The organism is Microbulbifer aggregans (genome assembly GCF_020524005.1).
Classification (GTDB): domain Bacteria; phylum Pseudomonadota; class Gammaproteobacteria; order Pseudomonadales; family Cellvibrionaceae; genus Microbulbifer; species Microbulbifer aggregans_A.
In genome coordinates this window covers 173,365-188,561 of sequence record NZ_JAIVKK010000007.1, presented here as the reverse complement: position 1 = coordinate 188,561, position 15,197 = coordinate 173,365, and the positions used below count along the sequence as shown (strand labels likewise).

The following is a 15,197-nucleotide window of genomic DNA, read 5'->3' as shown; positions in this document are numbered from 1 at the left end:
TGTATCCCGGGTGCCCCGCGGTAGTCGTCAGGTCTGCCGCAGTCACCTTACCCTTGTCGGGCCCGCAATTGGATTTGCGGGCCCGATTTCGTTTAGGACTGTGCGAATTGTGATGATGTGTTCACTGGTAATCGAACCCGGTCGGTTATGAAGCAGAAAAGTAGAGTGGCGATTCTGATTCCCGGCATTTTTGACCGGGGCAAATCCATGCACCGGCTTCAGGGCGCCCTGAATGCGGAAGGTTTTGACGCCCGCTATATTCGCCTGACCCCCATGAGCGCCTGGCACGGGCTGGAACCACTGGCACAGCAGCTGGGGGAACTGGTCGAGACAGTGACGGAGCAGGGCAGTACCTGTTCTCTGGTGGGCTTCAGTATGGGCGGGATCGTGGCCAGGTATTACCTGCAGAAAATGGGTGGGATGGAGCGCGTGCACAAATTCGTATCCCTCTCAAGCCCGCACTTTGGCAGTTTCTGGGCGAACTTTTTACCCTATAAGGGCGGCCGGCAGTTGCGTATCGGCAGCACGTTTCTATCCGACCTGAACCGGGGACTGTCAGACCTGGAAAGTACTTCGCCCACCTCGATTTGGACCCCCTACGATTTCACCATCTTGCCCCACACCAGCTCCCGCCTTCCGCTGGGGCAGGCCTATCAAGTGCCAGTGAGTTTGCACCGCTGGGTGCCGCTGAATAGAAAAGTGATCGACCTGGTAACTTTGGAGCTGAAAGCCGCTTTATAAATGATGGCTCGCTTCGTAAAGCTTTTCGCGCAATAACATCGAGGCGGTACCGCTACCGGGTACAACTTTGTGAGACACGCCGTAAACCCATCCATGGGGGCTCGGCTGCGGCCGTCCTGGCCGCAGACGGTCTCACAAAGTTGTACCCGGTATCGGTACCTTCGCATCAACCTGAGTTAAGTGAACGGCACTATTGCTAAGCTAGGCTGCCAGAACCTCGATGGTTGGTCCGGCTACTTTTTCATTTGGGACGAGCAAGCGCTGTCAGTAACACAAAAAAACCGGAACCTTTCGGCCCCGGTCTTTCTAATTGGCGCTGTGGATAAAAATATCTCGAGCGATAACTTTAAGCGTTGTATTACAACGATTGCAGTTGCTTGCGCACGCTGGCCAATTTCACACACAGTACAAACACGGACATGGCAGTATCCAGCTCTTCCAGCGGTGGGAAACTGGGAGCGATGCGGATGTTCACGTCTTCCGGATCCTTGCCATAGGGGAAGGTGGCACCGGCGGGGGTCAGTTTTACCCCGGCTTCAGCAGACAGGCGCACGACTTCCGAGGCACAGCCCGGGCGGGTATTAAAGGATACGAAGTAACCACCCTCCGGGGACTCCCATTCACCCAGGTCGGAGTCAGCGAAGTTCTTGTCCAGATGCTCCAGAACACACGCGAATTTCGGGCGCAGGATTTCTGCGTGCTTGCGCATGTGATCTTTCAGCTGGCTCAGCTCCGGGAACAGGCGCACATGGCGCAGCTGGTTCACCTTGTCCGGGCCGATGGTCATGGCAGACATCTGCTGCTTCAGGGAAGCCAGGTTCGCGGGGCTGGCGCTGACAAAGGCCACGCCGGCGCCAGCGTGAGTTACCTTGGAGGTAGACGAAAACTGGAGAACGGAGTCGGCGGTTTCATTGCCCAGCGCGGCCTCGCGAATATTCGGCAGCTTCACTTGGTGGTCGAGGTCGTGAATGGCGTAGGCATTGTCCCAGAAAATACGGAAGCCCGGATTCGCAATCTTGCCGAGCTGAGCCAGGCGATCAACGGTGTCGGCGCTGTAGGTTACACCAGTAGGATTGGAGAACTTGGGCACGCACCACAGGCCGATGATCTGGTCGTCTTCCCGAATCTTCTGTTCGAGGATATCCATGTCCGGGCCGGTGGCGGTCATGGGGACGGTTTCCAGCGCGATGCCGAGTTGTTCGCAGATGGCGAAGTGGCGGTCGTAGCCGGGTACCGGGCACAGGAACTTGGGGGCGGCCATGTCTTTCCAGGGCGTATTGCCTGCATAGCCGAAGAGATAGCCGGTGAGTACGGCGTGATACATCAGCGTGAGTGAGCTGTTGCCGCCGGCGAGTACTTCCTCAAATGGCACCTGCAAAATGTCGGCACCCAGTTCTCGGGCTGCGGCAATACCTTCGAGGCCGCCATAGTTACGCGTATCCGTGCCGTCGGGAGCTCGGTAGTCACCGTTCAGAATGCCGTCCAGATTGTCAGAGAGGTTCAGCTGATCTGCGGAGGGTTTGCCGCGGGTAATGTCCAGGCTGAGGTTGTGCTGGCAAATGCGCTGGTATTGTTGCTCCAGTTCCTTTTCCCACTGTTGCAGCTGTTCGCGTTGGGCTGTCTCGATACGCACGGATCTTCCTCTTACAGGCGTTAAGTGAACGGGTGAAAAATTGCGAGCCGGGAGCTTAGCAGCAGCAGGCGGACGGCGTCATGTTTTTGTGTAGCTTTTTTACGTAAATAGACTGAAAAAATAGGGGTTTTTGACACTGGAAATGTTGCAAGTGTAACGATCGGCCAGGGTTGGTTGCCGGGCAGGTGTTTGGCCGGGCCCTTCGTACAGGCTCGCCAACGCTCACTCAGCCTCATTGGCGAGGGCGCGAAAATCTGCCGCATATTCCTGCAAAGTGGCTTTCAGGTGCTGGCGCTGTACCGTGGTGGCACTGGTTGCAATCTGTTGCGCGAGCGCCGTAGCCTGGGCGCGGAGTTCATCGTGCATTTTTTGGTAGTCCTCGGACCAGAGTGATTGCGGTTCGAGAACCAGCGCCCTTAGCTGCTTTTGATAGCCCGCGGGTTTTTTACGTAGAGTACTGATAAAAGTCGCTGCCCATAGCTGGCGCTGCGCATCGCGGAGCTTGGGGTCGAATGTGCTTGAGGCGACCTGGCGATCGATCATCTCCTCCTGCTCTTCAGTAAGGTCCCCGAGCCAGCGCTCGGTCTGCTTGCGGAACTCTTTTTCCCGCTTCCGCTGTGCTCTATCCCACTTCTTGAGCGACTTTTCGCGCTCTTCCTCGATGTTTACCTCGAGCTGATCAATCTGCTGCGCGTTCAGGTCATAGATCAGGGGTAGTACCAGGTCGCTCAACATGGTCACTGAATTGTCCCAGAACTCATCCACCTGTTTTTCAATGCGCTTAAGTCGTTCCGGGATCTGGCTGGTGTCCTCTACCTCGGTTGCGAGTTGCTCGAAGAAGTCTGCATACCGCGGCAGTTGAGTCTGGCGATGCCAGCGATGGAAATCGTCAACTCTCTGTTGCAGGAGTTCCTTTTGAGCGCCTTCAAGATCGAGGTAGCTGTTGATTTTCCTGTCCATCCACCAGTCGAGGTGGCCGTAGACCAGACGTACACTAGAGCAACCGGAGGTCAGGCTGAAAAGCAAAATAAGGAAGAAAAGTATGCACAGGCGCCAGTTCAGCCAATTGTTATGTGGCTGCGCGGAAGGATTGAAAGAAGTGCCGCTTGCGGTATACATGGATGCGATTGCCGATGCGTATGTGGTTACCGAACAATATAGCTATCGCCACGCCTCTTCGTAGGGCGTGGCGATACAACAACCGGCATGTGCGTTTAATTGATCCAGACTTCCACGCGGCTATTTTTTATCGGGCCTTGTTCTCGATCTGCGGTCAGTGGCGCGAAGGCGCCTAGTGCGAGCACCTTGCTGTCACCCAGCTCATGGTAACGCAACAGTGCTCCCTGTACTTTCAGTGCGCGGAAGCGGGAAATCAGTCCCGCGATATTGCTGTTGGATTTCTGGTCAGAAAATCCCACCAGAGTGAGTGACAGATCCCGGCCTTCCTGCTCCTTCATAAAATCCTGCAGGCGATGCAGATCCCGCAGTGCGCGGTTGTCCAGTTCTGTGCTGCCGTCAGCAAACCGGAAGGAGATGCTCAGGCGCGAAGCCCGTGCCATCAGTTGACGGTACTCATCGGGCGCATTGCTGTAAGGAGTCAGCTGCAGTGTCTTGGGTGTCAGGTTGATAAAGCCGATCTTTTCAACATCGCTCTGGCCGCTGTGTGATTCAACGAAGTGAATAAAGGCATCGACTTCCGGGTGGTAGCGGCTGGGGTTTTTGTATAGATAGAGGCGTCGCGTCAGGGGAAAGTCCTCAGTTGCCACGATTCCCCGGTCTGGAATGACAGCTGCCAGGTCTCCGGCTTTGATGGCCACCTTATGTACGCCCTCGGCGTCGGCAAAAGGCAGGTAACCGATAGCTGCGGGGTCCTGAAGTACCTGCTGGCGCGTCTCTGCATTGCCCGATACTTCACGCGCTGGACTGCGACGGGGCCGCTTGTTGCCGAACACTTCTTCATCAAAGGTTGCGCGCGTGCCGGACTCGGCATCCCGGTGCAGTGGACGGATGGGTAAATCGAGTCCCCCGAGTTCTCGCCAGTTTCGGATCTCGCCGCGATAGACTTTGGCCATCTGGGCCAGCGAAAGCTGGGAAACCGGGTTGTCCTTATGTACGGCGACAACGAGTGCGTCCAGCCCGATGACATGTTCGGCCTGGACCCCACCGAGATCGCCGAAGCGTTTTAGTTTGGCAAGCTCCGAATCCTTGATTTTCCGCGATGCCATAGCGATGTCTGCGGTACCGGCGTCCAGTGCTTTGAAACCCGTGCTGGAGCCCTTGGCGACGATCGGGACGATAACGGTTTTGCCGTCAAGTTGCGCCGAAATCCAGTGTTGTTCGTGGGCGCTGCGCTGCTGGATGGCCGTCGCTCCCTTTTTCTGCAGGTAGCTGGTTACCAGTTGCGGTGCCAGTTCGGCGCCAATGGTGTTGGAGCCAGAGAGCCGAAATAATACCTCCGCACCGGCTTCCGGGACGGAAAGTGCGTGCTCTGTGCGTGCAGCAGCACTGAGCGTGGACGTGAAAACGCATATCAACAGGCCCATGAGGGTGAGAGCGGTGTGATAGGGCTGCGATCGGGTGCTGTTGGCTGCCATTACTTGATCCTTCTTGTGCCTCCAAATCTTAACTGCCGATGCGGTAACGTTGCGCTCTGGCAGGTTACGCGGGCAGGCGCGCGCTTTATCGCAGAAAACTGTGACGAACTTGTTGCAAAGAGGTTGAACTGGTCGTGATGCGACCGCGTCTGATCCGGTGGGCGCAAGAGTATTTAGCGTGGCTGGAGGTTGGTGTTAGTCTGCTTAACAGAAAGGGAAGTGCTTTGAAGGCGCAAATAACAACGGAATGTGAGATTTTTTTTTAAAAAAGGGCATGACAACGCTGTCATTTGTCCTGTAGTATTTCTCACATATTGGCGCAGTATCACTGCGCGTCTACTGAGCGTCCTGGGGAGCAGGTTTGCTGACGGGGTTCGGTAGCGATAAATAACAATAGAAAATCTTAGGGGCCGGTACAAATGGTTGCTTTGAGAGATAGCAGGGACATTCTTTACGTTGGTGTCGATGGGGGTGGCAGTAAGTGCCGTGCCTCTATATATGACGCGAGCAACCGCCTGCTGGGAACCGGGGTCTCCGGGCCTGCGAATCCCCTTCATGGTTATGCCCAGACTATTGATTCGATCGTGCGCTCAGCAGCACTGGCCGTAGCCGATGCGGGTTTGCCGGCGGAAACGGTCGGGGAGTTGGTGGCAGGTGTAGGTCTTGCGGGCGTTAACATGCCCCGTCTCTATAATGAAATGAACGCCTGGGCGCATCCTTTCAAACAAATGTTCCTGACTACGGATCAGCATTCTGCATGCCTCGGCGCTCATCGCGGTGGTGATGGTGCAGTCATTATTGCGGGTACCGGTTCAGTCGGATACGCCTGGGTGGATGGCCGCAGTGTGATTGTAGGTGGTCATGGCTTCCCGCATGGGGATAAGGGCAGCGGCGCCTGGCTGGGGATGGAGGCCGTCAAATATCTGCTGATGGCTATGGAAGGGCTGGCTCAGGACTCTCAGTTGAAGCAAGAGCTTCAGGCTGCGCTGGATACCGAAGATCCCTACGACGTAATCGAGATGATGGCTGGAAAACCGTCCAGTCAATACGCCAAGCTCGCGGTGCCTGTAGTTGAATGTGCAGAAGCCAATGATCCAGTTGCGGTGGCGATCATGCGCGATGGCGCTGCATATATCAGTGATCTTGCTGATAAGTTGATGGAGAGCAAGCCTCCGCGTCTGGCCATGATCGGCGGCCTGGCGCCGCGCCTGAAGCCCTGGCTCAAGCCGCACGTGGCCGAGCGGGTTTCAGATCCGCTGGATCCGCCGGAGCTGGGCTGCGTTTACTTTGCCCAGCACTCCCTGGCGGCGCTCGCTAATAGCGAGTCAGGCAAAACCGAAGATGCCGATGCAAAAGCGCTCTTTGGATAAGCGCGAACTACCGATACAACACACAGAAGATACGGACAGATTTTATGAGCGCAGTGACTCCCGCTGAGGCGAGCAAGGTGGATGCTTCTATGGCTATGACTGTGATGGAGACCGAGGCCCGTGAGGCCCCGCAACGCATTGCCGAGCAACTCGAAAGCAATGCCGGCATTATGGCTGAACTTGGTGAGCGCCTGCGCAACAAGCCGCCGCGTTTTGTAATGATCGTGGGGCGTGGCTCTTCCGACCACGCAGGTGTTTTCGCCAAGTATCTGATTGAAATCGAGACCGGCACACCGACTTTTGCGGCCGCGCCGTCCGTTTCCAGTGTTTACGGCAAAAAATTAAAGCTGGAAGACGCTCTGGTCATCGTGATTTCCCAGTCGGGCCGCAGCCCGGACATTCTGGCTCAGGCTCAGATGGCGAAAGATGCCGGTGCCTATACGGTCGCGCTGGTGAACGATGAGTCCGCCCCGATCGGTGATATCGTCGACCTGATGGTGCCTCTGAAGGCTGGCCCGGAGCTGGCAGTGGCGGCGACCAAAAGCTACCTGGCTACTCTGGCGGCAGTTCTGCAACTGGTGTCCAACTGGACTGAAAACGACGAGCTCAAAGCCGCTGTTGAAGCGCTGCCCGAAACTCTGAGTGAGTCCATAAATTCCGACGTACAGCTGCGCCCTGAAGATCTGGCGGCAGTGAAAAATCTGGTGGTTCTGGGGCGGGGTCCAGGTTATGGCATTACCCGTGAGCTGGCCCTGAAGCTCAAAGAAGTCTGCAATATTCACGCGGAGTCTTTTTCCAGTGCTGAATTCCTGCACGGCCCCGTAACTCTGGTTGAGCAGAAGCTCACCGTAGTGAACGTGCCGATTGAAGATGAGTCTTTCGCTGCTCACAGTGAACAGATCGCCGATATCATTCGTCGCGGCGGTACCCTGATCAACCTGCACGTGCCGAGCAAAGGTGTGCACCCGCGCGTAGCGCCACTGGCGCTGCTGCAGCGCTTTTACCTGGATGTGGCGCATGTGGCCGTTAGCCGTGGTATCAACCCGGATGAGCCGGCGGGCCTGAAGAAAGTAACTCAGACCGTTTAAGTTACCAGCGGAATTGGATTCGGAGCGGGCAAGTGGCTCAGACATATATTGCAGAGAAGTTATTCGACGGTGAGCAGCTACATCAGGATGTGTCGCTGGTCGTTGAAGATGGCAAGGTCGTGGCGCTTGGTAAGGAAGCTGGTGCGGACGCGATTCGTCTGCGTGGCCTGCTTGCTCCGGGCCTGATTGATATTCAGGTCAACGGGGGTGGTGGGGCGTTGTTTAACAACGATCCTACAGTCAATGCGCTGTGCAAAATGTCTACAGCGCACGCCCGCTTCGGTACCACCGGCTTTATGCCCACCCTGATCACGGACGAGGTGGCGGTGATGCAAAAAGCCGCGGATGCGGTGAGTGCGGCCATCAGGGAAGGCGTGCCCGGTGTTATCGGTGTGCACTTCGAAGGGCCACATCTGAGCAAGCCGAAGAAGGGTACTCACGAAGAGAAGTTTATTCGTCCGCTCAGTGAAGAAGAGCTGGCGATTTATGCCCGGGATGATCTTGGGCTGAAGATGGTGACTTTGGCACCGGAAAACGTGGCCGCAGCGGATATTGAGAAGCTGGTGTCTCTGGGAGTGAAGGTCTGTCTTGGTCATTCCAATGCGAACGGTGAGACGGCGGCAGCAGCCGTAGCCGCTGGCGCGACAGGCTTTACCCATCTTTATAACGCCATGTCACCGCTGCACTCGCGCGATCCGGGCATGGTAGGTACCGCGCTGATCAGTGATGACTGCTGGTGCGGTCTTATTGCGGACGGCCACCATGTCAGTGCGGAAGCGATGACCCTGGCATTGAAGGCTAAGCCTCGCGGCAAGGTCGTACTGGTGACCGATGCCATGTCACTGGTAGGAAGTGAAGAGAAGAGCTTCCCGCTGTTTGACCGGATTGTTACCCGGGAGGGGGATAAATTGACCTCGACCACCGGTGAGCTGGCGGGCTCACACCTCGACATGATCGGTGCGGTGCGCAATATCCGTGACTGGTGCGGGGTTGATTTGAGCGAGGCGCTGCGTATGGCAGCTTTGTACCCGGCCCAGTTTCTGGGTGCTGAAGGGGGCCGCATCGCCGAGGGTGTTCAGGCCGACCTGATTTTGATCGATGACGAACTCCAGGTGCAAAAAACCTGGATAGCAGGGCAGGAAGTTTTCGCGGGCTGAGCAGCTCAGTGGAAGCCAGTGCTCAATAACAGTGGTGTTCTTTTTGTAACTCAGGCCACGATAGCCAGACACTGGCAATACCATAATAAAAGGTGAAACTATGAATACGGCGGTCATAAGTCAAAGCGAAACGCGCAGCAGCGTTTTGCCGATGACAATTATCGGTTTACTGTTTTTCATTTTCGGGTTTGTAACCTGGTTGAACGGCGCGTTGATCCCGTTCCTGCAAACCATCTGTGAGCTGAGCGCCTTCCAGGCAATGCTCGTCGCCTCTGCCTTTTATATTGCCTATACCGTTATGGCGCTGCCGATGGCCGCGATCATCGAGCGCACCGGTTACAAAACCGGTATGGCGATCGGTCTCGCCTTGGTTGCGGTAGGTGCACTGATTTTTATCCCTGCGGCTTATAGCCGGATGTTCGGAATATTCCTGCTGGCGCAATTTGTCGTCGGCTCGGGCCTGACGATACTACAGACCGCATCCAACCCCTACGTTGTGAAGGTTGGTTCTCCGGATACTGCAGCTGTGCGTATCTGCATCATGGGTTTGCTGAACAAGGGAGCCGGTATCGTAGCGCCACTGGTATTCGCGGCGGTGGTAATGTCCGGTATCAGCGGTGTTTCTGACGCGGAGCTGGCTGCGCTCGGTGCAACTGCGAAGGATGCCAAGCTCGACGAGTTGGCAGGCCAACTGGTAACGCCTTACATCGGCATGGCGATCCTGGGTGTTGTACTGGCCATTGCGATGATGTTTGCACCGCTGCCGAATATTGAAGATGAAGTGCTTGAGGGGCAGGAAGATGCTGCGGTAACCCTGTTTGGCCTGAAGCAGTTCCCGCAACTGGTATTGGGTTCTATCGCGCTGTTCTTCTACGTCGGTGTGGAAGTAATCGCCGGCGATGCGATTGGTTTGCTGGGTAAGCAGGCTGGTCTGGATACCTCGGTTGCCTCCCAGCTGACCTCCTACACCATGACGTTCATGGTGCTGGGATACATCTACGGTACCGTCGCCATCCCGCGCTTTATCAGTCAGCAGACCGCGCTGTTGGTTTCTGCGATCCTCGGTATGGTGTTCACCGCGCTGGTCATGACCGGATCACTGGAAAGCAATGTGCTGTCCGCGGCAACCCTGGCTGTATTTGGTCTGCCAGAAATTCCGAATGCTGTTTACTTTGTTGCGATGCTCGGTTTCGCCAACGCCATGTGCTGGCCGGCAATCTGGCCGCTGGCTCTGGAAGGTCTCGGTAAGTTCACTTCCAAGGGTGCGGCACTGTTGATTATGGGTATCTCCGGTGGTGCGGTACTGCCGCCATTGTACGGTCACTTCGCCGATACTGGCGATGGTCAGGCTGCCTACATCATTGCGATCCCGGCTTACCTGTTCATCCTGTTTTACGCTCTGAAAGGGCACAAGATGCGCAGCTGGAAGTAATCCAGCTGCCATTCAGTCAGTTTTTATGGATAGTTGTTGAAAACGGATTTTCATTTTCTCTCTTTGGTTCTCGTCATCTTTGCCCTCCTTGTGAGGGCTTTTTTTTGCCTGCGGAAAAGAGAGACCGTTTAGGGGGTGACCAGGCTGGTCTGTAAGTGACCTAGTTTGCCGGGGCGTCGCCGCTGGAGTCCCGCACCAAAAGCTCTGGCACAAACTTCTTAATGATGCCGGCGTCTTTGTTGGCGGAGGCGCTCTCTGAGCTGCTCTTGCTGCGTGCCTTGTTGAGTACCAGTGCAGCCGCACATTTCGCAATTTCGCTATTTGGCTGGTGCGCGGTGGTGAGCTTCGGCCACGTTTGGCGGGAGAAGGGGCTATCCTCGAAGCCGACGATGGAAAGCTGCTGTGGAATTTCCACGTTCATCAGGCGCGCCGCAAACAGTGCGCCCGCCGCCATTTCATCGTTGCTGGCAAAAATTGCGGTGGGTGGGTTATCCAGCGCTAAAAGCGCTTTGGCGCCGGCTACACCGGAGTCGAAAGAGTATTCACCTGGGATGATCAGTTCTGATTCAAGGGGAATGCCCGCCTGGCGTAGCGCATCCTTATAGCCGTCGAGGCGGCCGTGTGTGGATACGTGCTCTTCGCCCCCGCACAGGAATCCAATGCGGCGGTGGCCGTGCTCGACGAGGTGCTTGGTAATGTCAAAGGCTGCGCCGCTGTCATCTACCTGGATGCAATTATCTTCATCGCCCTCGGCTGCGCCGCTGGAGACGATGCGGACGTAGTCCAGCCCCAGCTTTTTCACCTCATCAATGACGGACTGGGTTTCCGAAAACGGGGGAGTGAGGACCACGCCCGCGACTTTGGAATGTTCCACCAGTGCGCGAAGTTCATCAATAACAGTGTCGGACTTGGAGTTGCTGGGGTGGATCAGCAGCTCGTACCCACGGGCCTTACAGGTTTCCAGGATGCCGTTTTGCATGTCGATGATGTAGTAGGCATTGGGGTTGTCGTAGATCAGGGCAATCGTATAGCTGCGGGTGCCAGCAAGATTACGCGCGGCGAGATTTGGCTGGTAATGGAGTTCATTTACGGCATCCATCACTTTCTTGCGCGTTGCGGGACGCACTGAGGGTTCGTTGTTAATGACCCGGGAAACGGTCTTGATGGAAACGCCGGCTCTCGCTGCGACGTCATTTATTGTACTTTTCATTATCGGCGCGGATTCCTTGTCTTGCCCAGCTTGCCAGTTTACCCGGTTGGTCACTTTGGGACGATGGGTTTCTGGTCATTTCTACTCCTTTTCCCTGTAAAACAGGATGCTTTATCGGCAAGTTCGCTCAAATGGAAACCTTTGTCTTTGAAAGGTTGTGTGCGCAACTTGGAGAAAAACTACAAGCTTGATTGACAGTGACTGGCAACTATGTGAATCTCACCCCTATATGACAGCGTTGTCATTTGACGTTATCGGCAATCTCCAGAATTTGCCAGCAGGCGCAATAAGAATAACCGGCGTCAGGGGGTTAAACCCTGGTGCCCGAATCAGGGGCTTCTCATGAATATCACCCAATCTCCAATTTGGCAGGAACTGCAGTCTCAGGCGCGCGCTCTGAAGCAGCGCCCTTTGCGCGAGCTGTTTAATGAAGATCCTCAGCGGGCGGCGCAGTTTTCCCTCGAATTACCGGAGTTTTTGCTGGATTTTTCCAAGAACCAGATCGATCAAGCGACATTCGCGAACCTGATGCAGCTGGCTCGCGAGGCGGATGTGCCGGGTTGGCGAAGTGATATGTTCGCAGGTGCGCCCATCAATGCCACCGAGGGGCGCCCCGTGCTCCATCCGGCGCTTCGCGGCGGGATTGCTGAAGATGTCGCGTTTGAAAATGCATCGGTAAGAGACGCTGTAGAGGCTGAGCTGCAGCGCTTGAAAGAGTTTGTAGTTTTACTACATAATGGCGACCTGGTTGGCTACAGTGGTAAGCGGATTACGGATGTAGTCAATCTTGGCGTTGGCGGTTCCCATCTTGGGCCGCAAATGGCCATCGAAGCGCTGCGTGCCCACCGGAAGGGCGATGTCGCAGTGCACTTTGTCTCCAACGTGGATGGAGCCCAGCTCAAGGATGTGCTGGTTGGCCTGGATGCTGAATCGACGATGTTTGTTGTTTCGTCGAAAACCTTTACCACCAGCGAAACCATGACAAATGCGCGCAGCGCACTGGCTTGGTTGCAGGACGCAAGCGGGTTGGATACCGCTGAATTGCTGAAGCAGCAGTTTGTGGCGGTTACAGCGAGCCCCGATCGAGCAGAGAAGTTTGGAGTTCTGCCCGAGCGGGTGTTTCGTTTTTGGGATTGGGTCGGCGGCCGTTTTTCACTGTGGTCGGCGATCGGGTTACCGATAGCGATTGCCTGCGGTTTCGAGAATTTCCGTGCGTTGCTGGATGGCGCCGCGGATATGGATCGGCATTTCCGCGAAACAGAATTGGAAAGTAATGCGCCGGTCATCATGGCGCTGCTGAGTACCTGGTACTGCACGTTTATGGAGTACCCGGCGCATGCGGTACTGCCCTATGAGCAGGCGCTGCATATGCTCCCGGCCTATCTGCAGCAAGCGGATATGGAAAGTAACGGAAAATCCACTACCCGCGACGGCCGCGAAGTGGATTACGCGACCGGCCCTCTGATCTGGGGGCAAACGGGTATCAACGGGCAGCATGCGTTTTATCAATACCTGCACCAGAGCCCGGAAGTGGTGCCGGCTGACTTTATCGGCAGCGTGGCGCCAGGGCACGACCTTCAGGGGCATCATGAGATTCTGATGGCCAATATGCTGGCCCAGAGCCAGGCGCTGATGAATGGTGTCAGTGCTGAAGAGGTCAGCCGCGAGCTGGCTGGGAAGGGGCTTGCAGAGGCGGAGATCGCGCGATTGACGCCTTTCAAGGTGCACAGAGGTGGGAAGCCCAGTACCACAATACTCTTGAAAGAGTTGGGTCCCCGGTCACTCGGAGCACTGATTGCGCTGTATGAGCACAAGATTTTCGTTCAGGGCGTGATTTTACAGATATTTTCCTTTGATCAGTGGGGTGTCGAGCTTGGGAAAGGTCTCGCCGCAGGACTGGAGTCAAAGTTGGCCCAGGGCGATTTGCACGGCGAGGACGGATCTACAGCGCAACTGATTGAATATTACCGCCGGTTCACGGCGCGCGCCGCCAGCACTGCTACAGAGCCGGCGACCGCTGAAGCGTAACGGCGTGAATTGAACTGGCGCGCCGTCTGACTGGCGCGCTCAGTGGGCAGATACAAAACAAAGAGTTGAGAAATGGCAAAGAGTAACGTGGTAGACAGCCGGGTACAGGCAGTAACCGAGCGAATTATCGAGCGCAGTGCCGAGACACGGGCAAAGTATCTGGCCCAAGTAGAGCGCGCTCAGGTCAAGGGGCGCGCACGGCACAAGCTGTCTTGCGGCAACCTTGCCCATGCCATGGCTGCTTCCAGCGATCACGATAAAAACCTGATTGCTTCCGGTCAGGGACCGAACCTGGCCATCGTGACCTCCTACAATGACATGCTGTCGGCGCACCAGCCGTACGGTACCTACCCGGACATGCTCAAAACCGAAGCGCTGCGCAACGGCGCGACCGCCCAGGTGGCGGGTGGCGTCCCCGCCATGTGCGACGGCGTTACCCAGGGGCAGGCAGGTATGGAATTGTCGCTGTTTTCACGGGACGTGATTGCAATGGCGACGGCTATTTCCCTGTCTCACGACATGTTTGACGGCAGCCTGTATCTCGGTATCTGCGACAAAATTGTACCCGGACTGGTGATCGGTGCATTGTCGTTCGGCCACCTGCCGGCCATGTTTGTACCCGCCGGCCCGATGCCCACCGGACTCGCCAACGCCGAAAAAGTACGTGTGCGCCAGCTCTATGCGGAAGGCAAAGTAGGACGTAAGGAGCTGCTTGAGGCAGAAAGCGCGTCTTATCACAGTGCCGGTACCTGCACGTTCTACGGTACCGCGAACAGCAACCAGATGCTGGTAGAAATTATGGGGCTGCAGCTGCCGGGCAGTTCCTTTGTGAATCCGGGTACAGAGCTTCGCGACGCGCTGAATGCAGCTGCGGTCAAGCAGCTGGTGCAAAACACCGAGCCGAGCCAGTACACCCCGATTGCAAAAATCCTCACCGAGAAGGCGTTTGTTAACGGCATCGTCGGCCTGCACGCGACCGGTGGCTCCACCAACCACACCATGCACCTGTTGGCGATGGCGCGTGCTGCGGGTATCCAGATTACCTGGCAGGACATGGCCGAGCTGTCGCAGATCGTGCCCCTGATGTGCCATGTTTATCCGAATGGTACTGCAGATATCAATCATTTCGCGGCGGCGGGCGGCATGCAGTTCCTGATTCGCGAACTGCTGGGCGCGGGCCTGTTACATGGTGATGTGTCCACTGTGCTGGGTGATTCCGGCCTTGAGCCTTACACCTACGACCCGTTCCTGAACGAAGACAAAGACGGTGTTATCTGGCGGCCTACCGCGGAAGTATCCGGAAACCCGGACATTATTCGTCCGGCGAGCGACCCGTTCTCCGGCCACGGCGGTTTACAGCTGTTGACTGGCAACCTGGGCAACAGCGTGATCAAGGTTTCCGCACTGAAGGCACCGCAACTGAAAGTGAAAGCGCCAGCTGTGGTTTTCAATTGCCAGGACGACATGCTGGCAGCGTTCAAAGCCGGTGAGCTGGAAAAAGATTTTGTCGCCGTGGTGCGTTTCCAGGGACCCCAGGCCAACGGTATGCCAGAACTGCACAAGCTGACCCCGTCTCTCGGTGTGCTGCAGGACCGGGGCTTCAAGGTTGCACTGATTACCGATGGCCGAATGTCCGGAGCATCCGGCAAGGTGCCGGCGGCGATTCACCTGTCGCCGGAGGCGGTCGAGGGGGGTCCGATTGCGAGGATTCAGAATGGCGACATCATCGAGCTGGATTCGGAAGCCGGGATCCTGCAAGTGCACGTCAGTGATGAAGAGCTGGCGGCGCGGCCGCTGGCTGAATGCGACCTGTCGGAAAATGCGATTGGCATGGGGCGGGACTTATTCACTAATATGCGCGCCCTTGCAAGCGGTGCGGAAACCGGTGCAAGCATACTTTTTTAAATGAATTCAGCGCGGGCCCAGTGCCCGCGCTACCTGTTT

12 protein-coding genes are annotated in these 15,197 nt (G+C 56.4%); 8 read left to right on the top strand and 4 right to left on the bottom strand.

What is annotated here, in order from left to right:
* Positions 1 to 147 precede the first annotated feature (147 nt).
* Positions 148 to 741 carry a lipase family alpha/beta hydrolase gene (locus LC093_RS14215; protein WP_226666022.1) on the top strand — a complete coding sequence of 198 codons (594 nt, stop codon included), beginning with the start codon at positions 148 to 150 and terminating at the stop codon, positions 739 to 741.
* Positions 742 to 1,099: 358 nt separating this feature from the next.
* Here LC093_RS14215 and LC093_RS14210 read toward each other — a convergent pair whose 3' ends face one another.
* Positions 1,100 to 2,374, bottom strand: a complete 1,275-nt coding sequence (locus LC093_RS14210; protein ID WP_226666020.1) for an aminotransferase class I/II-fold pyridoxal phosphate-dependent enzyme — start codon at positions 2,372 to 2,374, stop codon at positions 1,100 to 1,102.
* A gap of 222 nt (positions 2,375 to 2,596) precedes the next feature.
* A complete protein-coding gene (locus LC093_RS14205; RefSeq protein ID WP_226666018.1) occupies positions 2,597 to 3,334 on the bottom strand; it encodes a DUF6279 family lipoprotein in 738 nt (245 codons plus the stop codon).
* An 82-nt stretch (positions 3,335 to 3,416) separates the two neighbouring features.
* On the opposite strand from LC093_RS14205, the gene LC093_RS14200 reads away from it, so the two are divergent.
* A complete protein-coding gene (locus LC093_RS14200; protein ID WP_226666016.1) occupies positions 3,417 to 3,557 on the top strand; it encodes a hypothetical protein in 141 nt (46 codons plus the stop codon).
* A 31-nt stretch (positions 3,558 to 3,588) separates the two neighbouring features.
* Here the strand turns inward: LC093_RS14200 and LC093_RS14195 are convergent, their stop codons facing one another.
* The gene (locus LC093_RS14195) at positions 3,589 to 4,968 is read right to left on the bottom strand and encodes a phosphate ABC transporter substrate-binding protein (RefSeq protein WP_226666013.1); all 1,380 of its coding nucleotides are present in this window, start codon (positions 4,966 to 4,968) and stop codon (positions 3,589 to 3,591) included.
* A 419-nt stretch (positions 4,969 to 5,387) separates the two neighbouring features.
* Between LC093_RS14195 and nagK the strand changes: the two genes are divergently transcribed.
* The 4 genes from nagK to LC093_RS14175 all read left to right on the top strand — a co-directional run bounded on the left by nagK (position 5,388) and on the right by LC093_RS14175 (position 10,015).
* Positions 5,388 to 6,338: an N-acetylglucosamine kinase gene (gene nagK, locus LC093_RS14190; RefSeq protein ID WP_226666011.1), complete on the top strand. Its 951-nt coding sequence runs from the start codon at positions 5,388 to 5,390 to the stop codon at positions 6,336 to 6,338.
* 44 nt (positions 6,339 to 6,382) lie between these two features.
* Positions 6,383 to 7,426 (top strand): glucosamine-6-phosphate deaminase NagB-II, encoded by a 1,044-nt coding sequence (nagB-II, locus tag LC093_RS14185; protein ID WP_226666009.1) that lies wholly within the window; start codon positions 6,383 to 6,385, stop codon positions 7,424 to 7,426.
* A gap of 32 nt (positions 7,427 to 7,458) precedes the next feature.
* Positions 7,459 to 8,583, top strand: coding sequence for an N-acetylglucosamine-6-phosphate deacetylase (nagA, locus tag LC093_RS14180; RefSeq protein ID WP_226666007.1), 1,125 nt, complete (start codon positions 7,459 to 7,461; stop codon positions 8,581 to 8,583).
* A gap of 100 nt (positions 8,584 to 8,683) precedes the next feature.
* The gene (locus LC093_RS14175) at positions 8,684 to 10,015 is read left to right on the top strand and encodes a sugar MFS transporter (protein WP_226666005.1); all 1,332 of its coding nucleotides are present in this window, start codon (positions 8,684 to 8,686) and stop codon (positions 10,013 to 10,015) included.
* 160 nt (positions 10,016 to 10,175) lie between these two features.
* On the opposite strand, the gene LC093_RS14170 is transcribed toward LC093_RS14175, so the two are convergent.
* Complete coding sequence (locus LC093_RS14170) at positions 10,176 to 11,225, bottom strand: LacI family DNA-binding transcriptional regulator (protein ID WP_226666003.1); 1,050 nt, start codon at positions 11,223 to 11,225, stop codon at positions 10,176 to 10,178.
* A 342-nt stretch (positions 11,226 to 11,567) separates the two neighbouring features.
* Here LC093_RS14170 and pgi point away from each other — a divergent pair, with 342 nt between their 5' ends.
* Positions 11,568 to 13,253: a glucose-6-phosphate isomerase gene (pgi, locus tag LC093_RS14165; protein WP_226666001.1), complete on the top strand. Its 1,686-nt coding sequence runs from the start codon at positions 11,568 to 11,570 to the stop codon at positions 13,251 to 13,253.
* A gap of 72 nt (positions 13,254 to 13,325) precedes the next feature.
* Positions 13,326 to 15,158: a phosphogluconate dehydratase gene (edd, locus tag LC093_RS14160; protein ID WP_226665998.1), complete on the top strand. Its 1,833-nt coding sequence runs from the start codon at positions 13,326 to 13,328 to the stop codon at positions 15,156 to 15,158.
* Positions 15,159 to 15,197 lie beyond the last annotated feature (39 nt).

Bases quoted from the DNA above. Each gene is read 5' to 3' on its own strand.
- LC093_RS14215 (WP_226666022.1), top strand. From the start codon at position 148: ATGAAGCAGAAAAGTAGAGTGGCGATTCTGATTCCCGGCATTTTTGAC.
- LC093_RS14205 (WP_226666018.1), bottom strand. From the start codon at position 3,334: ATGGACAGGAAAATCAACAGCTACCTCGATCTTGAAGGCGCTCAAAAG.
- LC093_RS14200 (WP_226666016.1), top strand. From the start codon at position 3,417: ATGCACAGGCGCCAGTTCAGCCAATTGTTATGTGGCTGCGCGGAAGGA.
- LC093_RS14195 (WP_226666013.1), bottom strand. From the start codon at position 4,968: ATGGCAGCCAACAGCACCCGATCGCAGCCCTATCACACCGCTCTCACC.
- nagK (WP_226666011.1), top strand. From the start codon at position 5,388: ATGGTTGCTTTGAGAGATAGCAGGGACATTCTTTACGTTGGTGTCGAT.
- nagB-II (WP_226666009.1), top strand. From the start codon at position 6,383: ATGAGCGCAGTGACTCCCGCTGAGGCGAGCAAGGTGGATGCTTCTATG.
- LC093_RS14175 (WP_226666005.1), top strand. From the start codon at position 8,684: ATGAATACGGCGGTCATAAGTCAAAGCGAAACGCGCAGCAGCGTTTTG.
- LC093_RS14170 (WP_226666003.1), bottom strand. From the start codon at position 11,225: ATGAAAAGTACAATAAATGACGTCGCAGCGAGAGCCGGCGTTTCCATC.
- pgi (WP_226666001.1), top strand. From the start codon at position 11,568: ATGAATATCACCCAATCTCCAATTTGGCAGGAACTGCAGTCTCAGGCG.
- edd (WP_226665998.1), top strand. From the start codon at position 13,326: ATGGCAAAGAGTAACGTGGTAGACAGCCGGGTACAGGCAGTAACCGAG.